This window comes from Solwaraspora sp. WMMB335 (genome assembly GCF_049179075.1).
In the GTDB taxonomy this organism is placed as follows: domain Bacteria; phylum Actinomycetota; class Actinomycetes; order Mycobacteriales; family Micromonosporaceae; genus Micromonospora_E.
The window spans coordinates 1,715,686-1,741,308 of the sequence record NZ_JBMHMF010000001.1 but is presented as its reverse complement, the minus strand read 5'-3'; the positions used below and the strand labels follow the sequence as shown (position 1 = coordinate 1,741,308).

Genomic DNA, 25,623 nt, shown 5'->3' with positions numbered 1-25,623 from the left:
GTGCGGCGCTGTCGAGCGGGCACTGGGCCACCTGGGAGAGGAGCAGCCAATGGCGCTGTGGCGGATCAGAGCGACGGTGGACGACCGGCCGGGTTATCTCGCCGTGCTCACCGCGAGTCTTGCGCTTCGCGCGGTGAACATCCTCGCTGTCCAGGTGCACACCACCGAGGCCGGCGCGGTGGACGATTTTCTGGTCGACGCGCCGGAGGCGATGACCGAGGCGGATCTGATCGCCGCCGTGGAGCGGGGTCGGGGCCGTAATCCGTGGGTCGCCCCGGCCGAGGCCCGAGGCCTTGCCGACCAGCCGACCCGCGCGTTGGCCCTGGCGAACCGCTTGGTGCGCGACCCGGAGGCGCTCGGCGACGTCCTACGTACCCTGCTGGGGGCGAGCTCGGTGACCTGGCGGCCGGCACCGGTGCGGGAGCCAGCCGCCCGGGCCGGTGACACGATGCGGTTGCCCGACCCCGCCGGTGGTTGCTACGACGTCGTCCGCCGCGAGCCGAGTTTCACTCCGGCCGAGTTCGCCCGAGCCCAGGCGCTGGTCGAGCTGGCGGCAGTGGCGAGCCGCCGGGCCGGCGACCAGGTGACCCTGCAGCTCGCCGACGGTGCGGAGCTGATCCTGCGTCCGGCCGGGCCGGACGACCTCGGCGCGCTGACCGCCATGCTCGCCCGTTGCTCGATCGAGAGCCGCACTCCCGGGCTGCTCGCACGGGCACCGGACGTGATCGCCGCGCGTCTGCGGCGGGCCTTGGCGCAGCCGCGCGGACTGCTGCTGGTGGCCGTGCTGGCCAGCCCGGCGGGCGAGCGGGTCGTGGGCGCCGGGCAACTCGTCGTCGAGGGCGCGTTGGGCGAGGTCGCGCTGCTGGTGGAGGACGACTGGCGGCGCCGCGGGGTGGGCACGGCGCTGCTGCGCCGCTTGTCGGCGTACGCCGGGCGCACCGGCCAGGCCGCGCTGGTCGCCCACGTCGCGGCCAGCGACCTCGGAATGCTTCGTACGCTGGCCCGGCTGCACCGGCCAGGTCAGCTGGAACGCGATGGTGAACTGATGAGCGTCACGGTGCCGTTGGTCGATCGGCCGGTCGACGTCGCGGCACCGACTCCCGCCACCATGACCTAGCCGGTTGCCCCGGCGTCCCGGTCCTGGTGCGGGGCCGGTGCGCTGGACGACAGGTCCCGGTGGCACGGCGGGGTCTCCTCCTGTAGGACGGCAGGAGGAGACCCCGCCCCTTTGTCTCCAGGTAGGGGCTTCACAAATTCATGACGAGGGGGTTAAATCAAGATGCCTGTCTTGATCGCTCCTTGTCGATGGGAGCGCTCCCAGGTAGATCTGTCAGTTATGGATCTGTCAGTCATGGATCTGTAAACCGCCGCCTACCGAACCGCACCCCCATAGCCACCCCGCCACCGTCAGCCACCCCGCCACCGTCATGCCTGGCACCGCCGTGTGGTCAACCGCCCGGCAGACGCCGGCTGGCCCGAAGGCCTCCACCGCGCCGGCCCCCAGCCGAAGCGGAGAGGGCGGATGCGCCCACATCCGCCCTCTCGATGTCCTCCACTACGCGAGGTCGCGCGCGGCTCCACGGACAGGAGCGAGTCTAGTGCGTTCAAGCAATCGGCCGGCCCAGCCGGACGGCCGGAACCGCCGGTCCCGGCGGTTGTCGGCAGCCGCCGTAGCGGTACTGCTCGCCGCCGCGGTCGCGGTCTGGCTGACCCCGCAGTCCGGCGCCGCCGCCGCGCCCGCGTTCAACTACGCCGAGGCGTTGCAGAAGTCGTTGCTGTTCTACGAGGCCCAGCAGTCCGGGCCGCTGCCACAGTGGAACCGGGTCTCCTGGCGCGGCGACTCGGCGCTCACCGACGGTGCCGACGTCGGCGTCGATCTGACCGGTGGCTGGTACGACGCGGGCGACCATGTGAAGTTCGGTTTCCCGATGGCGTTCACCACCACCATGCTGGCCTGGGGGGCCGTCGAGTACCGTGCCGGCTACGCCGCGTCCGGCCAGCTACCGCATCTGTTGAACAACCTGCGCTTCGTCAACGACTACTTCATCAGGGCCCACCCGTCGCCGAACGTGCTGTACGGCCAGGTCGGCAAGGGCGACGACGACCACAAGTGGTGGGGGCCGGCCGAGGTGCTGCCGATGGCCCGCCCGGCGTACCGCATCGACGCCACCTGCGGCGGCTCGGACCTGGCCGCGGAGACGGCGGCCGCGATGGCGGCCTCGTCGATGGTGTTGCGTCCGACCGACCCGGCGTACGCGAACACGTTGGTCAGCCACGCCCGCCAGCTCTACAGCTTCGCCGACACCGTGCGCCGGGCATACCACGAGTGCATCACCGACGCCACCAACTTCTACCGCTCCTGGAGCGGCTACGCCGACGAACTCGTCTGGGCGGCGATCTGGCTGCACCGGGCCACCGGCGAGGCGGCGTACCTGACCAAGGCCGAGACCGAGTACGACAACCTGGGCACCGAGCCGCAGACCAGCACCCGCGCCTACAAATGGACCATCGCCTGGGACAACAAGCAGTTCGGCGCGTACGTGCTGCTGGCCAACCTGACCGGCAAGCAGAAGTACGTCGACGACGCGAACCGGTGGTTGGACTTCTGGACCGTCGGGGTCAACGGGGAGAAGGTCCGTACCTCACCGGGTGGGATGGCGGTGCTGGACACCTGGGGTGCGCTGCGCTACGCCGCGAACACCGCGTTCGCCGCCCTTGTCTACAGCGACAACCTCACCGACGCCACCCGCAAAACCCGCTACCACGACTTTGCCGTCCGGCAGATCAACTACGCGCTCGGCGACAACCCGCGAAACTCCAGCTACATGATCGGATTCGGCACCAACTCGCCGCGTAACCCGCACCACCGCACCGCGCACGGCTCATGGTGGGACAGCATGCAGGTGCCGGAGCAGACCCGGCATGTGCTCTACGGTGCGCTGGTCGGCGGCCCGTCCGCGCCGGACGACGCCTACACCGACCGTCGCGACGACTACGTGATGAACGAGGTGGCCACCGACTACAACGCCGGCTTCACCTCCGCCCTGGTCCGGCTCTACCACGAGTACGGCGGCACCGTGCTGGCGAACTTCCCGCAACCGGAGACGCCGGACATCGACGAACTGTCGGTCGAGACGACGATCATGCAGAACGAGACCCGCTCGACCGGGGTCAAGGTGATCATCTACAACAAGTCGGCCTTCCCGGCCCGGGCCCTGACCGGGGCGAAGTTCCGCTACTACTTCGTTCGTGACGGCTCCGGCACCCTGGAGGTGAGCAGCCCGTACAGCCAGGGTTGTCCCAAGCCGACCGGGGCCCGGCAGCAGTCCGGTGACCTGTGGTACGTCGAGGTCGACTGCACCGGACACACCATCGCCCCGGCCGGGCAGTCGGCGCACCGGATGGAGGTGCAGCTCAAGATCGGGGTGACCGAGGGTGGCACCTGGAACCCGGCCAACGACCCGTCGTACCAGACCGCCGCCGGCGCCAACCGGGCGGTGCCGCTGTACGAGGACGGCGAGCTGGTCTGGGGGCGGGAACCCGCCGGCCCGACTCCGACCCCGTCGCCGACGACGAGCCCGACTCCCAGCCCGGGTCCCACTGCGTCGCCGACGACGAGCCCGAGTTCCACGCCGACGCCGCCGCCAACGCCCACGCCGCCTCCAACGCCGACGCCGACGCCGCCGCCGACCGGGTCGCCGAGCCCGAGTCCGACCGGCACCCCACCGGTTTCCGGCTGCCGGGTGACCTACAGCACCAACGACTGGTCGACCGGGTTCACCGGCGCGGTGACCATCACCAATACCGGTACCTCGCCGATCAACGGCTGGACCCTGCGGTTCACCTTCAGCGCCGGTCAACAGGTGACTCAGGGCTGGTCGGCGACCTGGTCGCAGAGCGGTAGCCAGGTCAGCGCCAGCAACGTCGCCTGGAACGGCACGCTGGCCACCGGTGCGAGCACGAGTATCGGCTTCAACGCCAGCCACACCGGCAGCAACCCGCGACCGGCGTCGTTCAGCGTGAACAGCTCGGTCTGTACGGTCGGCTGAGAACCCGTCCACGGCCGCGCCGTACCGGTGCCGGGGCCGGCAGGTGATCACCTGCCGGCCCCGGCGAAACCGTCGCGGTCGGGAGTCAGGGTGTCAGTGAACCGGGCCCGGCTGCGGCAACGCCTCGGCCAGGTCGGTCAGCGCGGTCAGCGTACGGTCCAGATCGACCGCCGGCGGCCAGCCGGCCGTCGCGGCCTGCAGGACGCCGGCCCGCCCACGGACAAGGCTGCCGTGATTGGTGACGATCCGGTCGAGTCGCAGCAGGGCGGCCCGGACCGGAGCGACCAGCAACTGGCTGGCGGACTGCCGGGACGACGGGGCCACCTTGAGCTTGCGGTCGAAGTCGATGTCCCGGGGCGCCTGGTCGGGTAACGGTGGGTTGCGAGCGGGCCGCACCCGTCCGGCCGTGGCGTACCGGATCTCGAAATCGCCGACCGGGACCGGCGATCTGACCAGGAAGGTCACCGTCGGCAGGCCGGCGTCGGCGCTGTGCTCCTCATAGATCAGGACGGCGGCCGGATGCCCGGCATGCTCGCCGTGGGCCGAGATGACACATTGTGTGGAACCGGCCTGTTCGGACCGTGTTCGGTCACCGTACCCGGCCGGTGCCGGGCCGGTGGCCCAGCCACGTCCGGCCGCCCACTGCTGGATCTCGATCGCGACATTGCGCCGGGCCGAGTGCTCGCGTCGGGTGTCGGCGGCCGACATCGCCCAGATAGCGGCGACCAGCGCGGCGGTGACTGCGCCAATGAGCAGGACGAGAAGAACCGTCATGATTTTACGGTAGTCGACCGACTTCGCTCTGTGATGACTCGGACAGTCAATTTGCCGTCGAAGGAACAACCTGCTTCGTAAGATATATACCGTATGTCACTAATGGTGCTGATCGATGTGCGGTGTGGACCGCTGGTGCCCGCGTGACCGCGGGCGGCGGCCACGGGCTGCTGCGCAGTGCGGGAGCGCCCAGTCGAGCGACCTTCCTGGAACTCTTCTTCGACCTGGTCTTCGTGGTCGCGCTCGCGCTGCTGTCCGAGACGCTGGTCTCCCGGCTGAACCCCGCCGGCGTGGCGGAGGCGGCGATCGGGCTGCTGGCGCTGTGGTGGGTGTGGGTGGTGACCACCCTGGTCACCGACCTGTACAACCCGCAGAGCCGGGGCATCCAGATGATCACCGTCGGGATCATGTTCGGCGTGCTGCTCATGGCGTCGTCGTTGCCGACCGCGTTCACCGACCGGGCGGGTCTGTTCGCCGGCGCGTACGTCGCCATCCACCTCGCCCGTGGACTGTTCTTCTTCCTGTTCTTCTTCCTGACGTTGCACGAGTTCTTTCCCCTGACGTCGCAGGAGCGCTCCACCCGGACCAGGCACCAACGGATGGCCCGTGAGCGGGCGGTGCGGATCTGGGCCTGGTTCGCGATCTCGGCCGTGCCGTGGATCGGCGGAGTGTTGGCTGGCGAGGAACTCCGGCTGCTGCTCTGGACGGTTGCGCTGGTGACCGACTACACCGTGTTCGCACTCGGGTATCCGTTGCCCGGCCGGGCCCGGATCGCCGCGGACCAGTTCAGCCCGACCGCCGAGCACCTGGCCGAACGCTACCACCAGTTCTTCATCATCGCGCTCGGTGACATCATCCTGATCGCCGGCATGACGTTCAGCCGGGACACGATCACCATCGCCCGTACCGCCGGGTTCGTCGTGGCGTTCGCGAGCGCGGCCATCCTGTTCCGGCTCTACGTGCACTGCGCCGGTGACCTGCTCACCCGGGCGATCGAGGCGGCCCGCACCCCCGGCCGGTTCAGCAAGTCGGCCCCGTACACGCACCTGTTGATGGTCGCCGGGGTGATGGGCACCGCAACCAGCGCCAAGCTGGTCATCGAGCAGCCGTCCAGTGCCGTGCCAGGGGTCTGGGCGCTGGTCATCATCGGTGCGCCGGTGATCTTCCTGCTCGGCCGGACCCGGTTCGAGTACGAGGTGTTCGGCAGGATCGGTTGGCCGCTGCTGGCCGGTGCGGCGACGCTCGCGGGTGTCCTGCTACCCATCGCGACCGTGGCTGTCCTGCCCCCGCTGCCCGTCGCCGCCTGCGTGAATCTGGTGCTGCTGGCGATCATCGGATTCGATCTGGCACTGCGCGGGCGGCGTAACCCTGTCCCGCCCGCGCCGCCGCTGTGAGACCGACCGGGTGGCCGCCCTGACGCGGACGGCCACCCGGTCGGGCGGACAGGTCAGCCGTTCGCCAGCGCGATCAACCGGGCCCGGGTGCCGTTCCAGTGGTTGCGGTCCACACTGCCGGAGATGCCCGGCACGCTGCCACTGGCCGTGTACTGCCAGAACGACCAGTACGGCGCGCCCGCCGGCAGGGTCCCGGCGCTGCTCGACCATCGAGCGATCCACAGCGGATGGTTGCTCCACGGACCGGTCCAGTTGCCGGTGCAGCTGGACCACCAGCTGGTGGTGGTGTAGATCACCGCGTACCTGCCGGTGCGCGAGCGGTAGGTGGTCAGGAAGGAATCGATCCAGCTGCGCATGGCCGACTGGCTCAGGCCGTAGCACATGGCTCCGTACGGGTTGTGCTCGATGTCCAGCGCGGCCGGCAGCGTGCGGCTGTCCGCGGACCAGGCGCCGCCGTTGCTGACCAGATAGTTGGCCTGGACCGCGCCGGTGGAGCGGTCCGGCAGGGCGAAGTGGTACGCCCCGCGGATCACCCCGGCGTTGTATGCCGCCACGTAGTTGGCGTTGAACCGGGAATCCTTGTAGTTGGTCCCCTCGGTCGCCTTGATGTAGGCGAACTCGACTCCGCTGTTGCGCACGCTGGTCCAGTTGATCGAGCCTTGCCAGTGCGAGACGTCGATGCCGGGGGTGGTGGCCGCCTGCGCCGGTGCCGCGACGCCGGTGACGAGCGCGGCCGTGGCCAGCACCAGCGTCAGGCCGGCGGCCAGCATGCGCCCGGTGGCCGGCAATCGACGGGTGGCGCTGCTGTGACGGGTGGCGCTGCTGTGACGGGTGGCGCTGCCACGCCGGGTGGGCGCTTGCGCGCCGACGGTCGTTGCCATCGTTGCTCCTCGGTCGGTGAGTCGGTTCGGCCGTCAGGCGGCGCAGTAGACGAGACGGTTCGGGCTTCCCGTCCCCGGGTTGATGACCACGCCCATGGTGGCGTTGCGGATGAGGTAGGCGCTGACCTGCGCGGCGGTCCAGGCCGGGTTCCGCGAGGCGACCAGCGCGGCGCAGCCGGTCACGTGTGCGGTGGCCATCGAACTCCCGCTCAGCGTGGCGACCGCCGAGTTGCTGGTGTACCAGGTCGAGGTGATGCCCGCGCCGGGCGCGAACAGGTCGAGGCAGGACCCGTAGCTCGCCGAGCTCATTCTGGCGTCGGTGACCGTCGTACCGGCGACGGTCAATGCCTCCGGCACCCGGGCCGGTGAGGTGTTGCAGGCGTTGCTGTTGGAGCCGCCGGCGGCGACCGCGTAGGTGATGCCGGACAGGATCGAGTTGGTGACCGCGGCGTCCAATGTGGTGCTGGCGCCACCGCCGAGCGCCATGCTGGCCACCGCGGGCTTGACCGCGTTCTGGGTGACCCAGTCGATCCCGGCGATCACCCCCGAGATCGAGCCCGCGCCGGCGCAGCTGAGCACCCGTACCGGCACCAGTTGGACCGCCTTCGCGACGCCGTACTCCTTGCCGCCGATGGTCCCGGCGACGTGCGTGCCGTGACCGTTGCAGTCGTCGGCCGGGCCGCCGTCGATCACGTCGAAGCCGGTGCTGACCCGACCGTAGAAGTCGCTGTGAGTGCGGTGGATACCGGTGTCGATGACGTAGGCATGGACGTTGGGCGCGGTGGTGGGATAGGCGTAGCGGTTGTCCAAGGGCAGGTTGCGCTGGTCGATACGGTCCAGCCCCCAGGAGGGCGGGTTCAGCTGCACGCCGGCGGCCAGCGGCGCGATGGCGTGGTCCTGCTCGACGTAGGCGACGGCCGGGTGGGCGGCCAGCCGCCGGGCGGCGGTCTCACTCATCCGGGCGGTGAAGCCGTCGACGGCGGCGCTGAACACGTGCCGCACGCTGGCGCCGTAGCGGTCGGCCAGCCGGTCGGCCAGCGGCGCGGCAGCGGTGTCGTCGCGCAGCACGACGATGTAGCTGTCGGGTATGGCGGTGGTACCGCCGGCCCGGCGGATCTCGCCGAGCGGCCCGGCGGCCTGGGCCGGCACCGGCTGGCTGACCAGCGCCAACAGCGCGAGCAGTCCGGCGGCGAGCAGTTTCCGGGTTGCGGAAATGGTCACGAGGCATCCCTTCGGCAGGTTGTCCCGTCCGTCGAGGGTGCGACGGGTACGGTGGACCACCCCCAAGTGTCGCTTAGGGTATGCAATTGAATACCCATCATTATGGATATCTTGCCGATGGTATGACGCGGCGCCGGCGCACGACACCAACCGCGGCCACCGTGTCGGCCACAGCCATCCGGAGCTCGATGCTGTTCACTGTGCAGACAGCTCACAGCGTGGACGGCTTCCGGCGTGGACGGCTTCGGCGTGGACAGCTCGCCGCGTGGGCGCTACGGACCTGAACGGAGTGCGATGTCGAACCAGGACGGTGTCAATCCGGCCGAACGCGCCCGGCAAGGCGTACGTGACTGGATCCGTGACATCACCCGGCGCACCGGCCGGGGGCTGCTCAACGCCACCCCGTACGGCATCCTGGCGTTCCTCACCGCCTCGGCTGTCGCGCCGATCGCCGCCGCCGGCTTCACCGCCAGCGGGGTCGTCGCGGCCGCCCTCGAACAGCTCGGGCAGCTGGGCGGCGGTTACCTCGCCGACGTGCTGTCCGACACCGCCAGACGGCTGCGCGGCCGGCGGCTCACCGACGCGCAATGGCGCGAAGCGCTCGCCGAGGAGTTGCTCTGCCGGCTGTCCGCCGACGACCCGGCGGCGCGCGCGCTGCGGGCCGAGGCCGGGCAGTTGCTGCAGGCGGTCGGTGCGGTGCAGGTGGCGCTCGCCGAGGCGGCGGAGAACGACGTCGGGCTACGCGATGAACTCGCCACCGCGTTTCAGGTGCTCAGCCACGACGTGGCGGCGTTGCAGTGGATGATCGTCGAGGCGCACCGCGCACTCGGTGAGCTGCAGCGTCAGCTCGCCGAGCGCAGCCACGAGCAGCGCGTCGAGATGGACCGGCTGCACCGGCAGCTGCTCACCATCACGCAGCTCACCGTTCGCTTCGAGCAGCCGGCCGTGCTGCCGGCCGTGCTGCCGACCGCGCAGCCGGCCGCGCAGCCGGCCGCCGTGGCCGAGCCGGGTACGGCGACCGGGACCGAGCCGGGCGACGGTGCCCAGGTCTGCCCGTTTCCTGGTCTGGCCGCGTTCCAACCGGGGGACGCGCCGTGGTTCCACGGCCGCGACGAGCAGGTCGCCCAGGTGCTCAGCCGCCTCGTCGAGCAGTCGGTCGGCGGCCCGCCGCTGGTGATCACCGGAGTGTCCGGCGCCGGCAAGTCCTCGCTGCTGCGTGCCGGTGTCCTGCCGGCGATCGCCGGCGGTGCGCTCGGTGACGCCGGGCAGTGGCGCTGGCTGCTGATGACACCCGGCCCGGATCCGCTCGGCGAACTCGTCGAACGGACCCTCGCCGCGTACGGCCGGCCCGCCGCCGACCCATCGGCGCAGATCGCGCGGGACAGCCCACCGGAGTTCGGCGGCCTCGCCGCGGCCGCCGCGGCCGCCGCCGGAGACGGCGGAGCCGCCGGCGCAACCGTCGACGCCGGTGTCCGCCTGGTGATCGCGGTCGATCAGTTCGAGCAACTGTTCACCCAGTGCCCGGACCCGGCCGGTCGGCTGGCCTTCGTCACCGCACTGGCCAGCGCGGCCCCGGCCGTGGTGGTGATCACCGTGCGGGCCGACTTCTACGCCGACTGCGCCGAACTGCCGCCGCTCGCGCAGGCCCTGGCCGCAGGTCACCTGATGCTCGGCCGGCTCACCGCCGAGCAGCTACGCCGGGCGGTCCGCGAGCCCGCCGCCCGGGCCGGGCTGGAGGTCGAACCGGGTCTGGTCGAACTGCTCCTCGCCGACCTCGGCGCCACCGATCCGGGCGGCTACGACCCGGGTGCGCTGCCGCTGCTGGGCCATGCCCTGCGCGCCACCTGGGAGCGCCGCGACGGGCAGCGGCTCACCGTGGCCGGCTACCACGCCACCGGCGGCATCCGACGGGCCATCGCCGCCACCGCCGAACAGATCTATCTGCAGCTCGACCCGGCGGGGCGGGCCGAGCTGCGGACCGCCATGCTGCACCTGGTCACCCTGACCGACGCCGGTACGGTGGTCCGCCGCCGGGGTGACCGGCGTCTGCTCGAAGCCGGCCTGCTGGCCCGGCTGGTACGGGCGAGGCTGGTCACCGCTGCGGCCGACACCGTGGAAATCAGCCACGAGGCACTGTTGACGAACTGGCCACGGCTGGTGAGCTGGTTGTCCGAGGCCCGCGATGAGCTCACCCTGCGGCAACGGCTCGTGGTGGCGGCCGACGACTGGCAGGCCGCCGGCCGGGATCCGGACCTGCTGCTGCGCGGTTCGCGGTTGGCCGAAGCGCGGCGGTGGTCCGCCGGGCGAGCGGACCTCGCCACGACGCAGGTCGACTATCTCGACGCCAGTACGGTGGCTGCCGAGGCCGCCGAGTCGGCTCGCCAGCGCGGGGTGCGCCGGCTGCGCCGGCTGGCGGCCGGCCTGGCCGTGGCGCTGCTGCTCGCCGTCGTCGGTGGACTGTCCGCCGTCGACAAGCAGGCCGAAGCCGAGCGCCAACGCAGGCAGGCAACTTCGCGCCAGTACGCCGCCGAGTCCCTGGTCGCCGGGCTGTCCAACGATGATCTGCTGGCCATGCGCAAGGCGCTGTCGGCGTGGGACCAGGCGCCGACCATGGAGGCGTACAGCGCGCTGATCGGCGTACAGTCGGCCAGCATGGTCGGCCCGCTCGGCACCGGCCCGGGTGGGCTGACGGCGGCGCTGAGCCCGGACGGGACACTCGTCGCCGTAGGACACCAGGACGGGACGATCCGGTTGTGGGACACCGGCTCGCTGCGCCCACGTGACGTGGTGCTGCACCACTCCGCCGACGATCCGGTGGTGTCCCTGGCGTTCTCGCCCGACGGGCGTTACCTCGCCTCCGGCTCCTTCACCGCCGACGGCGGTCTGCGAATCTGGGCGGCGGCCAGCGGCGCCGCCGTGCGGGACCTGCCGGGAGCCGGCGCCGTGGCCTGGCTGCCGGGGACCTCGACCGTGCTGGCCAGCCGGATCGGCACCGACCTGACTCCGCCCCTGCAGGTCGGCGGCTGGGACGCGACCAGCGGTGAGCTGCGGCTCGCGCTGCCCACCGGCATGCTCGGCTACGACCTGAGCGTCAGCCCTGACGGAGCGCTGGTCGCGCTCGCCAACCCGGCCGACGGTGACGTGCAGGTGTGGCGGCTGACCGACCGGACACGGGTACGGACCCTCCCGTCGGCGCAACAGGTCGCCTTCGCCCCGGACGGCATGCTGGTGACCGGGGACGTCGACGGTGGCCTCGCCAGCTGGTCGGTGCGCACGGGTGAACGGACGCCGTTGGCCACCGGTCCGCAGCGCCCGCCGGTACCGCTGGCGGTCACGCCGGACGGCACGCTGCTGACACTCGGCGGCTGGAGCGCCGGGCGGGTCGACGGGTGGGCGCTGAGCACCGGGGTGGTCAAGAAGGGATACAGCGGCTACGCCGGGCGGATCGTCTCCGACATCACACTGTCGGCCGACGGCCGGACCATCGCGGTGACCGGCCCGGACGCCCCGACGATGCTGTTCCGCCGCAGCGACGGGCTGCTGCCCCATCCCGAAGCGGTGCAGTACGCCGCCGTCGCGCCGGCCGGAGACCGGCTGGTCACCGCGGCCGGCGACGGCGTGGTGCGAATCTGGGACCTGGCCAGCCGCGAACCGCTGCCACCGATCCGCCCGGACGCCGCCGGCACCACCGACGCAGCCATCACCGTCACCGGGGTGGCCGTCGCCGTGGACGGTACGATCGCCGTCGCCACCCACGACGCGGGAGTGCTGCGCTACACCGCGACCGGTGCCCCGGCCGGCACCCTGCCGGTTGCCGGCGGCACCGGCTGGCAGGTCCGCCATCCGGTGTTCTCCCCGGACGGCGACCTGCTGGCCGCCGCCGTGAGCGGGCCCGGCCCGGACGGGGCGGAATCCGACGGCGTCGTGGTCTGGCCGCTCGACCGGCCGGACGAGCAGGTGTTCCTGCCGACGGACGGCACCACGACGGCCCTCGCATTCGCCCCGGACGCCGCGACGCTGGTCGGCGCGGTCGCCGTCGGTCAGGCCAGCACAGCCGAGGTGACACTCGCCGCGCAGCTGCGTTCCTGGCAGGTCGACGACCTTTCGCCCGGTGACGAGCTGACGATCCCCGGCCGGCAGGTCCTGGATCTCGCGGTCAGCCCGGACGGGCGACTGGTCGCGGTGGCCGGCGACGACCGGCGGGTCGAGCTACGCGGCACCGCCAATTTCGAGCTGGTCCGTACGTTGCCCGTACCGGTGGACGTGGTGGCCAACGTGGCGTTCTCGCCGGACGGCCGTCATCTGGCCACCAGCGCCGTCGGCGACGAACTGCTGCGGTTGTGGGAGGTGGACACCGGCCGACTCGCCGCGGTACTGCTCGGTCACCTCGACGATGTCAACGAAGTCGCGTTCACCTCGGACGGGCAGCTGCTCAGCGCGTCCACCGACACGACCGCGCAGGTGCTCGATCTCGACGCGCAGCGGGTCGCCGACCGCATCTGCGCGGGGGTCGGTGCCGCCGCCGTCGCGGTCGGCGACCCACTGCCGCGGGTCTGCGACGAGGCCAGCCGCCCCGGATGATCACCCATCGGCGCCGACCGTGCCCGCGACGCCGGTCGCCGTCGACTGGCTGATCCCGCCGTGGACCGCGCACCGCGCCGCCCAGCCGGCCGGCAGCACCTGCACCTTCATCCGGCGCCGGCACCGGCGGCAGTAGCGCGGCGGCTCCAGCGCGCGGGCGGCCGCACAACCGTCGTGCGTGCCGGTCGCGACGTCCTCGCCGCAGCGGTCACACCACATCGTCTGGGTCGCCGTCGAATTCGCGGCTTCCTGTTCCACGGCCGCCTCAGATTCCACGGCCGCCTCAGATCGTCGCCGACAGTGCTTTGACCGGCATCTTCAGGTCGTCCAGCAGGGCCAGGTCCTCGGTCGCCGGGCGGCCCAGCGTGGTCAGGTAGTTGCCGACGATCACCGCGTTGATGCCGCCGAGCAGGCCGTCGCGGGTACCCAGGTCGCCGAGGGTGATCTCCCGGCCACCCGCGTAGCGCAGGATCGTGCGGGGCATCGCCAGCCGGAACGCGGCGATGGCGCGCAGCGCGTCGCGGGCCTGGACCACCGGCCGGTCACCCAGCGGGGTGCCTGGCCGCGGGTTGAGGAAGTTCAGCGGCACCTCGTGCGGATCCAGTTCGGCCAACTGGGCGGCGAACTCCGCCCGCTGCTCGATCGTCTCCCCGAGGCCGAGGATCCCGCCGCAACACACCTGCATGCCGGAGTCGCGCACCATCCGCAGCGTCTCCCAGCGCTCGTCGAAGGTGTGCGTGCTGACCACGTTGGCGAAGTAGGACCGGCAGGTCTCCAGGTTGTGGTTGTACCGGTGCACGCCGATGGCGACCAGTTCGTCGACCTGCTGCCGGGTGAGCATGCCGAGCGACGCCGCGATCTGGATGTCCACCTCGGCCTTGATCGCGGCGACGCCCTCGCGTAGCTGTCGCATCAGCCGGGCGTCCGGCCCGCGTACCGCCGCCACGATGCAGAACTCGGTGGCGCCGGTGGCAGCCGTCTGCCTGGCCGCCTCGACCAGCGACGGGATGTCCAGCCACACGGCCCGCACCGGCGAGGCGAACAGGCCGGACTGCGAGCAGAAATGACAGTCCTCCGGGCATCCGCCGGTCTTGAGCGAGACGATGCCCTCGACTTCGACCTCCGGGCCGCACCAGCGCATCCGTACCTCGTGGGCCAGCTCAAGGGCGGCCGGTAGGTGCTCGTCGGGCAGGCGCAACACGGCGAGGACACCCGCCTCGTCCAAGCCGACGCCACGCTCCAGGACTTGTAGCCGGGCTAGGTCGAGGATCTCTGGCATGGTCGTACCCTACTAGGCAGTGCGCGATCCACGAGGGGGCCGCGACCACGAGGGGGCTACGTGGCGGACTGGTTGGCCGGCTTGCGGCGGCGGGCGCAGTTGCGTGCCAAAGCAGGGCTGACCCGCGAGCTGCGCCCGCGTACCGCCGACGAGACACACGTCGATCTGGCCGGGAACGACTACCTCGGGCTCGCCCGGCACCGCGCGGTCGCGACCGCCGCGACGGACGCGCTGCGCCGGTACGGACTCGGCGCCACCGGATCGCGGCTGGTGCGCGGGTCGACCGACCTGCACGCCGCGCTGGAGGCAGAGCTCGCCGGTTGGCTCGGCGCCCATGGGGCTCTGGTGTACTCCTCCGGCTACCTGGCCAACCTCGGCGCGGTGCGGGCACTGGCCCAGCCGCGGACGCTGCTGGTGTCCGACGCGCACAACCATGCCTCGCTGGTCGACGGCTGTCGCCTGTCCGGTGCGTGGACCGAGGTCGTGGCGCACGCCGACCCGGCGGCCGTGGCCGCTGTGCTGGCCGCCCAGCCCGGCCGCCCGGCGGTGGTGATCACCGAGTCGGTCTTCTCCGTCGACGGTGACGTCGCCCCGTTGGCCGCGCTGCACGCGGTCACCCGTCGGCACGGCGCCCTGCTACTGGTCGACGAGGCGCACGCGCTCGGGGTGCTCGGGCCGGCCGGGGCCGGCGGGGTGGCCGCAGCCGGGCTCGCCGGCGAGCCGGACGTGCTGGTCACCGCCACCTTGTCCAAGGCACTCGGCGGTGCCGGCGGACTGCTGGCCGGACCCGAGCCACTGATCCGGCACGTGATCGACACCGGGCGGACCTTCATCTTCGACACCGCGCTGCCACCGGCGGTCGCCGCCGGGGTGCACGCCGCGATCGGTCTGGCTCGCGACGGGCAGCGGCTGCGGGCCGAACTGGCCGGCCGGGTCGCCGCCGCGGTGCGCCGGTTCACCGGCGCCGGTCTCGACGTCGGCGGCCCGCCCGCCGGGGGCGTCGTCTCGATCGCGGCACCCGGGCCGGAGGCGGCGCTCGCCTGGGCCAACGACTGCCACGACCGTGGCGTGGCGGTCGGCTGCTTCCGTCCACCGTCCACCCCGGACGGCCGAGCGCGACTACGGATCACGGTCAACGCCGGGGTGCCCCGTGCCGACTTCGACCGGGCGCTCGACGTGATCGTGGAGTGTGCGCCGTGACCGGCTGGCACGGGCCGGTGGTGGTCACCGGTACCGACACCGGGGTGGGCAAGACGGTGGTGACCGCGGCGATCACCGCCGCCGCCCAGGCCGCCGGATTGCGGGTGGCGATGGTCAAACCGGGCCAGACCGGTACGGTGACCGGCGAGCCGCCGGACGTCGACATCGTCACCCGGCTCGCCGATCCGGCCACCGTACGGACCCTGGCCAGCTATCCGGAGCCGCTGGCACCGCTGGCCGCCGCCCGGGTCGCCGCCGCCGAGCCGCTGGAGCTGTACGCGGCGGTGGACGCGGTGCGTGCCGAGGCCGACAAGCACGACCTGGTGTTGGTCGAGGGGGCCGGTGGCCTGCTGGTGCCGATGGGGCTGCGCCCGTCGGGCGAGGCGTGGACCATCGCCGACCTGGCGGTGTCGCTGGGGGCGCCGGCCGTCGTGGTGAGCAGAGCCGGTCTCGGCACGCTGAACCACACCGCGCTCACCCTGGAGGCGCTGGAGCGGCGGGCGGTGCCGGCCGGCGTGGTGCTCGGCGCCTGGCCGGCCGAGCCGGAGTTGGTGCACTGGGCCAACCTCAGCGAACTGGTGCCGACCATGGTGGGTGCGTTGCCCGACGGTGCCGGCGGGCTCGACCCGGGGGTGTTCCGCCGCTCCGCGCCCGGCTGGCTGACCCCGGCACTCTACGGCGTGCTGGACGACTGGCGGGCCTGGGCCGACGACGTCAGCTGAGCGGACCCGGTCGGGTCGACACGACGGATCACGAACGCGTCCGGCATCCGGAACGACAGGTTGTCCGGCGACCACGGGGCACGCACCACGTCGACGCCGGTGAGCAGCGGCGTCACCTCCCGTACCACCACAGCGGCCTCCATCCGGGCCAGTTGCGCACCCAGGCAGCGGTGCGCGCCCGCGCCGAAGGCCAGATGGCGCCGGGAACCCGGCTGGCCGGGCCGGAACTGGTGCGGCTGCGGCACTACCGCCGGGTCGCGTCCGGCCGCCGCCAGCCAGAGCAGCACGCTGGTGCCACGGGGTGCCGGCGTACCGGCCACCGCGGTGTCCACGGCGGTCCGCCGCCGCCAGGTGACGATCGGCGGCACCAGCCGCAGGCCCTCCTCCACCACGTCATCGACCGACACCGACCCGTCGGTCAGCCCGGCGAGCACCGCCGGCTCGCCGGTGAGCCGGTGCAGCAGCAGCGTGAGGAACTGCGAGGTGGTCTCCTGACCGGCGACGAGGAGGAAGAACAGCGCCCCGACCACCACGTCCGCCGGGTGTCCGGCAGCGCGCAACGCTGCGGCCAACCCGCCCCCGGTAGCGGCGAATTCCCGCAGTACGGCATGGAAGCGCCCCACCGTGTGCGCGAGCTCGTGCTGTCGGCCGGCGTCCACCGGTGCCCAGAACAGCTCCAACGCCGCCCGGGCGAACCGCTTGACCGTCGTGGTCGCCGCGTCCGGCAACTCGACCAGTCGGGCCAGGACCAGCAGGGGCAGGTCAGCGGCGAGGTCCGCGTACAGGTCCACCGACCGACCGGCGGCCAGCACGGCGCGTAGCGCGCGCACCCGGGCCCGCACCAGCCCGACCAGCCAGTCCCGCTGCCCGGCCACCCGGGCCGGGTGCAGCGCGTCGGCGACCGCCGTACGGATCGCCCGGTGGCTGGGCGTGCCGTTGTTGGCCAGCGTCGGCGGTAGTCGGAAGCCGTACGAGGCGAGAGCGCGCAGCGCCGCGACCGGCATCGGGGTGACCGCGTCCAGCGCGTTGTCCGGCCGAAAGGTGGCGGGGTCGGCGAGCACCCGCCTGACCAGGGCGTGCCGGGTGACCAGCAGGTGGGCGGTGCCGGTGTGATCGGGCACGACCGCTACCGGCGGCCAGGCCTCGCCGAGGCTTTCCCAGTTGCGTAGCAGCACACCGGTCACGCTAGTGCCGCCGCCGGCCGACGTACCGGCGGGCGTAGCTGCCAGACCCGGGCATGGCGGGTGTGCACGCTCTCCAGCGCCGTCGGCACCGGCACCTGGTAGCCGGCCAGCTCGGTGCAGCGCTCGCGGGGCAGGTACGCCCGGTCCGGGTCGCCGACCAGCACCCGCGCGCCGTCGGCGGCGGCGCGCAGCAGGAACCGCAACACCCGGGTGGCCATCGCCTCGCTGTAGAACACGTCACCGGCGAGCACCACCTGCGCGTCGCCGTGGTCGCCGTCGAGCGGGTCGCCGGCGGTGACCGCCAGGCGTACCCGGTTGGCCTCGGCGTTGAGGCCGGCGGCAACGGCCGCCACCGGATCCACGTCGACCGCCCGGACCACCGCCGCCCCCGCCCGGGCGGCGGCGATCGCCACCAGACCGGAACCGGTCGCCAGGTCCAGCACCCGGCGACCGGCGACCGTCTCCGGCCGGTCCAGCAGATAGCGGGCCAGGGCCTGGCCGCCGGCCCAGGCGAACGCCCAGAACGGCGGCGGCTGCTCGCTGCGGAACTCACCCTCGGTCAGCTCCCATAGCCCGACCGGCTCCGCGGCCTGGTGCAGGTGCACCTCCGGCACGTACGCCACGGGCGCGAGGTGGGTATGGGCGCGGACGAACCCCACCAGATCTGTCGGCATGTCACGGATTGTGCCGGGCCCCGCCGGCAGACCCGACGCCGACCCGGACCGCGCGGCGCGGCTTTCCGGGTTACCGGTTCACCACTAGCGGTGAAATCGTCGCTTTTCCTTCGCAGTGGGTGAGAAGAAAGGACCCTGTCCGGGACACCGGTACGCCCGTACCGTGGCCGATGGACACGATCCGGCGGCACGAGGGACGAAGGTGGTGGTCGTGGTGGGGCGAGTCGCGTCCCGGGCCGCGCTCGGGCTCGCCTGCGCGGCAGGGCTGCTGTTCGCGTCGGCCGTGCCCGCCGCCGCCCAGCCCGGCCAGCGCGGTTACCGGGCACAGATCACCGAGCTGCCGTCGGAGGCGCTCGCCGGGGCCGCACCGGTGCCGCTGACCGTGGTGGTCAGCCGCGACCTCGGCGGCGACTGCGAGAAGGTCCGCTGGTCGTTGCTGGTGCGTGCCGACGGTCTCGGCCTCGATCAGGTCCGGGCGGCCCGGGTGGAGCAGGGCACGGCGTTCGCCATCGACGTGCAGGTCGACGGGGACAGCGCCCGGCTCACCGACGAGGATCTCGATCCGGGCATTCTCTGCGTCGACCGGACGGTCACCGCGCAGTACCAGTTCAGCTTCGCCGACGACGCCACCGGCCGGATCACCTTCACCGCCGAGGCGTACGACACCGACCTGCGGCTGCTCGCCGACATCGGCGCGACGCTGCCGGTCGTCGGGCGGCCCGGCGCGGCCGATACGGCCGACGCCGATCCGTCCCCGTCGGCCGAAGCCACCGGTGCGTCGGACACCCCGCCGGCTCCGGCGGACGGTGCCGCCGGCTCCGGCGGAGGCGGCGGTCAGCCGGTGGACGCGATCCCGGCCGGTGACACCTCGGGCATCCCGGTGATCTGGTTCGTCGCCGGTGGCGCGATGGTCTTCGTCGGCTTCGGCCTGCTGCTGCGGGTCCGTGCCCGCCTCCTACGCGGCACCGCCGACCTGGACGGCCCGCTGCCGGCCGTCGCCGGCTGGCAGCAGCGGTCACGGTCGGGGCGGAGCCGGTGGCGGTGACGACGACCGGCCGCGCCGCGCTGCCCACAATCGGCCACGAGCCCGGTCAGGAGCCCGGTCACGAGCCCGGTCAGGAGCCGAGGCCTGCCCGGGTGGCCGCCTGCGACCATCGGTGCCGCTGACCGGCCGTGGGCTGGTAGGTCCGGACCGGCTGGGTACGCCGCAGCAGCGCCCGCAACTGGGCCAACTCGTCCGGCACCACTCCGAGCGTGCGGGCCTGCACCAGCACGTTGCCCAGCGCGGTGGCCTCCACCGGACCGGCGACGACCGGCAGCCCGCAGGCGTCCGCGGTGAGCTGGCAGAGCAGTTCGTTGCGGGCACCGCCGCCGACCAGGTGCACCACGCTCACGTCCCGGCCGGCGAGGGCGGCGGCCTGGGTGACGGCGGCGTGGTGGGCCAGCGCAAGGCTGTCCATGATGCAGCGGACCACGGCGGCCGGGGAGTCCGGCACCGGTTGCCCGCCGTCGGCACAGGCCTGGGCCAGCCGGGCCGGCATGTCGCCGGGAGGCAGGAACGTCGGATCGTCCGGGTCGACCACCGCGGCCAGCGGCCGCTCGCGGGCAGCCTGTGCCAGCAGCGCCGCGAGGTCCACCGGATGGCCCTGGGCACGCCAGTGCCGTAGGCACTCCTGCAGTAGCCACAGGCCCATCACGTTGCGTAGGTACCGGGTGGTGCCGTCGACGCCCGCCTCGTTGCTGAAGTTCGCCGCCTGACTGGCCGTCGACAGCACGGGGGCCGGCAGTTCCAGCCCGACCAGCGACCAGGTGCCGCAGGAGATGAAGGCGAACGACGGATCGAGCGCGGGCACACCGACCACCGCCGAGGCGGTGTCGTGCGAGCCGACCGCGGTGACCGGCACCGCCGAACCCGTGCCAACGGCCGCCCGCACCTGCGGCAGCAGTTGCCCGGCAGGTGATCCGGGCTGCCGCAGCGGGCCGAACAGCCGATGTGGAAGGCCGGCGTCGGCGATCAGGTCGGTCGCCCAACGCCGGGTCCGTACGTCGAGCAGCTGCGTGGTGGAGGCGTTCGTGATCTCCGTTGCCGCGTCCCCGGTCAGCCAGTAGGCAAGCAGATCCGGAATCAGCAGCAGCCGGTCGGCCGCGGCCAACGTCGGGCTGTCCGCCGCCGCCACCAGCTGGAAAAGCGTGTTGAACGGCAACAGCTGTACGCCGGTGCACCGGTACAGCCGGTGCGCCCCGAGCCGGGTCACCACCCGGTCGGCGACCCCGTCGGTGCGCCGGTCCCGGTAGTGCACCGGATTGCCGAGCAGCGCCCCGGTATGGTCGAGCAGCCCGTAGTCCACCGCCCACGAGTCGATGCCGATGCTGGCCAGGTCGCCGCGATGGGCCAGGGCCGTGCGTAGCCCGGCGAGGGTCTGCGCGTACAGCCGCAGGATGTCGGTGTGCAGGGTGCCGGCCACCTCGACCGGAGCGTTGTCGAAGCGGTGCACCTCGGTCAGCTCGATCCGGTCCGGGCCGACCTCGCCGAGCATCACCCGACCGCTGGCCGCGCCGAGATCGACGGCGGCGACCGCCGTGCCCGGACCGGTGCGCCGTCGGCCCACCGGTCCGCTCGCCGGTCCGCTCGCCGGTCCGCTCACCGCAGGAAGGCCGCTGGTACGCCGGCGTCGACCGGCAGATGGGTCCCGGTGGTGTGGGAGAGTTCCCCGGCGGCGAGCACGAAGACGGCGTTCGCCACATGCTCCGGTAGCACCTCCCGCTTGAGCAGGGTGCGCTGCGCGTAGAACGCGCCGAGCTCCTCCTCGGGCACGCCGTACACGGCGGCCCGCTGGGCTCCCCAGCCGGCGGCGAAGATGCCGGATCCGCGTACCACCCCGTCCGGGTTGACCCCGTTGACCCGTACGCCGTGCCCGCCCAGCTCGGCGGCGAGCAGCCGTACCTGGTGCGCCTGGTCGGCCTTGGCCGCGCCGTACGCGACGTTCTCCGGCCCGGCGAACACGGAGTTCTTGCTGACCACGTAGATGATGTCGCCGCCGAGCCCTTGGTCGATCATGACGCGGGCGGCGGCCCGGGACACCAGAAACGAGCCGCGCGCCATCACGCCGTGCTGGCGGTCCCAGTCGGCGTCGGTGGTCTGCAACAGCGGGCGCGACAGCGACAGCCCGGCGTTGTTCACCACGAGGTCGACGCCGCCGAAGTCCACCGCGGCCCGGGCCAGGGCGGCCTCGACCGCGGTGGTGTCGGTGACGTCGGCGGTGACCGCGCTGGCCCGGTCCGGCCCGCCCAACTCGGCGGCGAGCCGGTCGGCGGCCACACCGTCGCGGTCGGCCACCACCACGGCGGCGCCTTCGGCGGCCAGCCGTCGGGCGGTCGCCGCGCCGATGCCCGAGCCGCCGCCGGTGACCAGCGCAATCCGGCCGGCCAGTGGCCGGGGCGGCGGTAGCCGGCGCAGCTTGGCCTCCTCCAGCGCCCAGTACTCGATGCGGAACTTCTCCGCTTCGTCGATGGGTGCGTACGTCGAGACGGCCTCGGCGCCGCGCATCGCCACGATCGCGTTGCGGTAGTACTCCCCGGCGATGCGGGCGGTCGCCTTGTCCCGGCCGAAGCTGAACATGCCGACCCCGGGCACCAGCACGATCGTGGGATCGGCGCCACGCATCGGCGGTGAGTCGGGCCCGGCGTGCCGGCGGTAGTAGTCGGCGTACTCCGTCCGGTAGCGCTGGTGCAGCGCCCGGAGCCGGGCGACGACGTCGGACAGCGGGGCGTCCGCCGGCAGATCCAGCAGCATCGGCCGGACCCGGGTCCGCAGGAAATGGTCGGGGCAGGAGGTGCCGAGCGCGGCCAGCCGCGGATGCGCCTCGCGGGCCAGGAAGTCCAGCACCGCGTCGTCGTCGCTGAAGTGCCCGATCTGGCGGGTGTCGGTGCTGACCAGCCCTCGGAGCACCGGGGCGAGGGCGGCGGCCCGTTCCCGGCGCGGATCGGGCGCCAGCGCGGCGTACCCGTCGCGGACGGCGCCGAAGGGCTCGGCCCGGCCGTGGTCGGCGAGGAAACGGTCGATGGTCCGGATGATCTCCAGCGAACGGGCTTCGCACTCGTCGCTGGTAGCTCCCCAGGCGGTGATGCCGTGGCCGCCGAGGACCACCCCGATCGCCTGCGGGTTGTCCCGGGCGATGGCGGCGATGTCGACGCCGAGCTGGAAGCCGGGTCGGCGCCACGGCACCCACAGCACCCGGTCGCCGAAGCAACGCCGGGTCAGCTGCGCCCCGTCGGCGGCGGTGGCGAAGGCCAGCCCGGCCTCCGGATGCAGATGGTCGACGTGCGCGGCGTCGACCAACCCGTGCATCGCGGTGTCGATCGAGGGGGCGGCCCCGCCCCGGCCGTGCAGGCAGTAGTCGAGAGCGGGGACCATGTCGTCCTCGCGCTCGGGTCCGAGGGCCACCGCGCCGCCCCGGCGGCCGAGGTAACCTTCGGCGAGGGCCCGCAGCCGGTCGACCCGCAGCACCGCCAGGCCGGATTCGGTGAGGGTGCCGATGTCACCGCCGGAACCCTTGACCCACAACAGGTCGACCTTCTCTCCGGTGACCGGGTCCTCGGCGGGACCCTTCGCCGAGATGTTCCCGCCGCCGTAGTTGGTGGTCCGCCGGTCGGCGCCGAGCCGGTGACCACGGGCGAGCAGGGCCGCCACCTCGGGGTGGACGGCCGGAGTGTCGGTGCCGGTCATCGTCAGGCCCCCCAACCGGCCTGCTGGCCACCGACCCGTTCGGCGGCGATCCGCTCGGCGTAGCCGCTGCGGGCGTACGCCGCCATCGGATCCGGGTCGAGACCCTGCTCGGCGCGTAGCTCGCGCAGCAGCGGGCGGACGTCGGCGGCGAAGGCGTCCATCAGTACGCCGTGCGCGCCGAGCACGTCGCCGGCGGCCTGCGCCGCGGCCAGCGCCTCGGCGTCGACCAGTAGCGCCTTGGCGGTCGCTTCCTGCACGTTGAGCACCGAGCGGATCTGTCCGGGGATCTTCGGCTCGATGTTGTGGCACTGGTCGAGCATGAAATTGATGCCGCCGGCCGGGCCGAGCGCGTCCGCCGAGACGATCTCGACCATGATCCGGAACAGTTGGAACGGGTCGGCGGCACCGGCCATCAGGTCGTCGTCGGCGTAGAACCGCGAGTTGAAGTCGAACGCGCCGAGTTTGCCCTCGCGGAGCAGGAACGCCACGATGAACTCGATGTTCGTGCCCGGGGCGTGGTGCCCGGTGTCGATCACCACCTTGGCCCGCTCACCCAGTCGCAGGCAGTGCGCGTAGGCGGTGCCCCAGTCCGGTACGTCGGTGGCGTAGAAGGCCGGCTCGAACAGCTTGTACTCCAGCAGCAGCCGCTGCCGGGCGCCCAGGCGCGCGTAGGTGGCGTCGAGCGCTTCGGCGAGCCGGTCCTGCCGCGCACGGATGCTGTCCTGACCGGGATAGTTGGTGCCGTCGGCGAACCATAGTTTGAGATCTGTCGATCCAGTGGCGTCCATGACGTCGACGCAGTCGAGCAGGTGTGCGAGGGCCTTACGACGGATGCGCGGGTCAGGGTTGGTGACGCTGCCCAGCCGGTAGTCGTCGTCCTGGAAGACGTTGGCGTTGATGGTCCCGATCCGTACACCGAGGTCGGTGGCGTACTTGGCGAGCCCGGCGTAGTCGTCCACCCGGTCCCAGGGGATGTGCAGGGAAACGGTCGGGGCGATCCCGGTGACCGCGTGCACCTGGGCCGCGTCGGCGATCTTCTCCTGCGGGGTGCGCGGCACGCCGGGTTGGGCGAAGACCTTGAACCGGGTGCCGGAGTTGCCGTACGCCCAGGACGGCACTTCGATCTGCTGCTCGCGCAACGCCGCTTTGATCCGCTCGGTCATGGCACGCCTTTCGTTGGCCCGAGGCCGGTGCTGCCGGCCGCGTCGGATGGGACGGTCGGGTCGCCGATCGCGGTGAGTTGCTCGTCGAGGTGGAAGATCTCGTCGAGCAGAACGAAACCCTCGTCGGGGCGGCGGCCGGCCAACTCGGCGAAGAACGGTGCCATCTCGGCCTGCCAGCGGGCGTTGACCTCGGTCGCCGCCATCGCGGCCTGCGCGGCGGCCAGGTCGTCGGCCCGGACGTAGCCGATCAGCAGGCCGTCGGGGTGCAGGAAGAGGGAGTAGTCGCGCCAACCGGCGTCGCGCAGCGCCCGCAGCATCTCCGGCCAGACGGCCGCGTGCCGGTTTCGGTATTCGACCAGGCGCTCTGGTCGTACCCGCAGCATGAAGCAGTAGCGCCGCACGTCACCTCCCGAATGAACCGTTTCAACGCCGAGCCCAACATACGAGCGGGCCTATTCCGCTGTCAAGGTGGCCAGGCCCCGTGACCTGCCCGGACCAGCCACATGGTGGGGCATTGCCGGGCCAGCCGGGCCGGCGGCGCGGCCGCGGCCGACTAGCCGCCGGAGGTACGGGTGTACTGGCTCGACTCGCGGACCACCAGCTCGGGTTCGAACACGACCTGCCGGTGTCGGTGGCTGTCGGGATGAGCGGCCTCGTCGAGCAACAGGTCGGCCGCGGTGTGCCCGAGCCGCTGGCGTGGCTGGCGGACCGACGACAGCGGCACCGCCGCCGCAGCGGCGAACTCGATGTCGTCGTAGCCGACGAGTGCGATGTCGTCGGGCACCCGTACCCGCTGGCGGGTCAGTCCTTGCAGGACACCGAGGGCGAGCAGATCGTTGGCGCAGAACACGGCCGTGACCCGTGAACTGCGCGGCATGCCCAGCACCCGCGCCGCGGCGTCGCGGCCGGCGGCCGCGGTCAGGCTCGGGGTGTCGAAGCGGCGCAGGTGCCGTTCGCTGAGCCCGGCCTCGGTGAGCGCCGCGACGGCTCCGAGCTGGCGGTCCCGCACCTGTTCGAGATGGGCCGGACCGCCGACGAACGCGATCCGCCGGTGCCCGGCCTCGATCAGGTGCCGCAGCGCGAGCTCTCCGCCGAGGCGGTCGTTCACGGACACCGAACAGATGTCCGACCGGCGTGAATAGCGGTCCAGCAGGATCACCAGTACGCCGCGTTCGCGCAGCCGGACCAGTCGTTCGCTGGCGTCGTCGACCGGTGTGATCAGCACGCCCTGAACCCGTTGTTCCTCAAGCAGATCCAGGTAGGCGCTCTCCTTGGTGGCGTCGCCGTCGCTGTTGCAGAAGATCACCGGCATGCCGGCGGCGCTGGTCGCGTCCTCCACCCCCCGGGCCACATCGGTGAAGAACGGGTTCGCCACGTCCAGCACCACCAGCCCGAGGGTGCGACCACGGCCCCGACGCAGTTGCCGGGCCGCGTCGTTCGGAACGAAGCCCAGTTCGTTGATGGCGGCCAGCACCTTCGACCGGGTGCCGGCGGCCACGATGTCGGGTCGGTTCAGTACGTTCGACACGGTGCCGACCGAGACCCCGGCCCGGGAGGCGACGTCCCGGATGCTGATCGCTGGTCCCGGCATCCCGGTCTCCTCTCGGCGCGTGGCGCTGGTGTCGGCACTGCCCACGGCCCGGTGAACGCCACAACCGCTGTCCCGATTATCTGCCTTGCGATCATCAGCGGATAGCACCGGTGGTCCGCAACTGGACGCGTGACGGGTACGCTGCCGAGGGCAAGCGCTTTCCCGTCCGTCCGTTCATCCGTCC

Annotated in this window: 19 protein-coding genes; 7 read left to right on the top strand and 12 right to left on the bottom strand. The window is 72.4% G+C overall.

Annotated elements, in window-relative coordinates; all coding sequences use genetic code 11:
- Nucleotides 1–49 precede the first annotated feature (49 nt).
- Entirely contained in the window at nt 50–1,117 is a 1,068-nt protein-coding gene (locus tag ACN27F_RS07130) for a GNAT family N-acetyltransferase (RefSeq protein WP_421431812.1), read from the top strand.
- A gap of 481 nt (nt 1,118–1,598) precedes the next feature.
- Nucleotides 1,599–4,049, top strand: coding sequence for a glycoside hydrolase family 9 protein (locus ACN27F_RS07125; RefSeq protein WP_421431811.1), 2,451 nt, complete (start codon nt 1,599–1,601; stop codon nt 4,047–4,049).
- A gap of 93 nt (nt 4,050–4,142) precedes the next feature.
- On the opposite strand, the gene ACN27F_RS07120 is transcribed toward ACN27F_RS07125, so the two are convergent.
- Nucleotides 4,143–4,823 carry a hypothetical protein gene (locus ACN27F_RS07120; RefSeq protein WP_421431810.1) on the bottom strand — a complete coding sequence of 227 codons (681 nt, stop codon included), beginning with the start codon at nt 4,821–4,823 and terminating at the stop codon, nt 4,143–4,145.
- Nucleotides 4,824–4,966: 143 nt separating this feature from the next.
- Here ACN27F_RS07120 and ACN27F_RS07115 point away from each other — a divergent pair, with 143 nt between their 5' ends.
- Complete coding sequence (locus ACN27F_RS07115; RefSeq protein WP_421431809.1) at nt 4,967–6,217, top strand: low temperature requirement protein A; 1,251 nt, start codon at nt 4,967–4,969, stop codon at nt 6,215–6,217.
- Nucleotides 6,218–6,270: 53 nt separating this feature from the next.
- Here ACN27F_RS07115 and ACN27F_RS07110 read toward each other — a convergent pair whose 3' ends face one another.
- Together ACN27F_RS07110 and ACN27F_RS07105 are read right to left on the bottom strand one after the other, a co-directional pair.
- Nucleotides 6,271–6,987, bottom strand: coding sequence for a lysozyme (locus tag ACN27F_RS07110; protein WP_421440020.1), 717 nt, complete (start codon nt 6,985–6,987; stop codon nt 6,271–6,273).
- Between the two features lie 144 nt (nt 6,988–7,131).
- Nucleotides 7,132–8,319, bottom strand: a complete 1,188-nt coding sequence (locus tag ACN27F_RS07105; RefSeq protein ID WP_421431808.1) for a S8 family peptidase — start codon at nt 8,317–8,319, stop codon at nt 7,132–7,134.
- A gap of 294 nt (nt 8,320–8,613) precedes the next feature.
- On the opposite strand from ACN27F_RS07105, the gene ACN27F_RS07100 reads away from it, so the two are divergent.
- Entirely contained in the window at nt 8,614–12,900 is a 4,287-nt protein-coding gene (locus ACN27F_RS07100) for a hypothetical protein (RefSeq protein ID WP_421431807.1), read from the top strand.
- On the opposite strand, the gene ACN27F_RS07095 is transcribed toward ACN27F_RS07100, so the two are convergent.
- Together ACN27F_RS07095 and bioB are read right to left on the bottom strand one after the other, a co-directional pair.
- Nucleotides 12,901–13,176, bottom strand: a complete 276-nt coding sequence (locus tag ACN27F_RS07095; protein ID WP_421431806.1) for a hypothetical protein — start codon at nt 13,174–13,176, stop codon at nt 12,901–12,903.
- Between the two features lie 7 nt (nt 13,177–13,183).
- Nucleotides 13,184–14,179, bottom strand: a complete 996-nt coding sequence (gene bioB, locus ACN27F_RS07090; protein WP_421431805.1) for a biotin synthase BioB — start codon at nt 14,177–14,179, stop codon at nt 13,184–13,186.
- Nucleotides 14,180–14,239: 60 nt separating this feature from the next.
- On the opposite strand from bioB, the gene ACN27F_RS07085 reads away from it, so the two are divergent.
- Nucleotides 14,240–15,379, top strand: a complete 1,140-nt coding sequence (locus ACN27F_RS07085; protein WP_421431804.1) for an 8-amino-7-oxononanoate synthase — start codon at nt 14,240–14,242, stop codon at nt 15,377–15,379.
- A 17-nt stretch (nt 15,380–15,396) separates the two neighbouring features.
- Complete coding sequence (gene bioD, locus ACN27F_RS07080; RefSeq protein ID WP_421440018.1) at nt 15,397–16,101, top strand: dethiobiotin synthase; 705 nt, start codon at nt 15,397–15,399, stop codon at nt 16,099–16,101.
- Here the strand turns inward: bioD and ACN27F_RS07075 are convergent.
- On the bottom strand, nt 16,053–17,285 hold the full coding sequence (locus tag ACN27F_RS07075) for a cytochrome P450 (RefSeq protein WP_421431803.1): 1,233 nt from the start codon (nt 17,283–17,285) through the stop codon (nt 16,053–16,055). The two genes, bioD and ACN27F_RS07075, sit on opposite strands and share 49 nt — an antisense overlap.
- Nucleotides 17,282–17,959, bottom strand: a complete 678-nt coding sequence (locus tag ACN27F_RS07070) for a class I SAM-dependent methyltransferase (RefSeq protein WP_421431802.1) — start codon at nt 17,957–17,959, stop codon at nt 17,282–17,284. Before ACN27F_RS07070 ends, ACN27F_RS07075 begins: the two co-directional genes overlap by 4 nt.
- A gap of 211 nt (nt 17,960–18,170) precedes the next feature.
- Between ACN27F_RS07070 and ACN27F_RS07065 the strand changes: the two genes are divergently transcribed.
- On the top strand, nt 18,171–19,004 hold the full coding sequence (locus tag ACN27F_RS07065; RefSeq protein ID WP_421431801.1) for a hypothetical protein: 834 nt from the start codon (nt 18,171–18,173) through the stop codon (nt 19,002–19,004).
- Nucleotides 19,005–19,074: 70 nt separating this feature from the next.
- Here the strand turns inward: ACN27F_RS07065 and ACN27F_RS07060 are convergent, their stop codons facing one another.
- The 5 genes from ACN27F_RS07060 to ACN27F_RS07040 all read right to left on the bottom strand — a co-directional run bounded on the left by ACN27F_RS07060 (nt 19,075) and on the right by ACN27F_RS07040 (nt 25,439).
- Entirely contained in the window at nt 19,075–20,604 is a 1,530-nt protein-coding gene (locus ACN27F_RS07060; protein WP_421431800.1) for a rhamnulokinase, read from the bottom strand.
- The gene (locus ACN27F_RS07055; RefSeq protein ID WP_421431799.1) at nt 20,601–22,685 is read right to left on the bottom strand and encodes a bifunctional aldolase/short-chain dehydrogenase; all 2,085 of its coding nucleotides are present in this window, start codon (nt 22,683–22,685) and stop codon (nt 20,601–20,603) included. The genes ACN27F_RS07060 and ACN27F_RS07055 overlap by 4 nt, the downstream gene beginning before the upstream one ends.
- A gap of 2 nt (nt 22,686–22,687) precedes the next feature.
- Entirely contained in the window at nt 22,688–23,848 is a 1,161-nt protein-coding gene (gene rhaI / locus ACN27F_RS07050; RefSeq protein WP_421431798.1) for an L-rhamnose isomerase, read from the bottom strand.
- Nucleotides 23,845–24,249, bottom strand: coding sequence for an L-rhamnose mutarotase (locus ACN27F_RS07045; protein ID WP_421431797.1), 405 nt, complete (start codon nt 24,247–24,249; stop codon nt 23,845–23,847). Before ACN27F_RS07045 ends, rhaI begins: the two co-directional genes overlap by 4 nt.
- 152 nt (nt 24,250–24,401) lie before the next feature.
- Nucleotides 24,402–25,439: a LacI family DNA-binding transcriptional regulator gene (locus ACN27F_RS07040; RefSeq protein ID WP_421431796.1), complete on the bottom strand. Its 1,038-nt coding sequence runs from the start codon at nt 25,437–25,439 to the stop codon at nt 24,402–24,404.
- Nucleotides 25,440–25,623 lie beyond the last annotated feature (184 nt).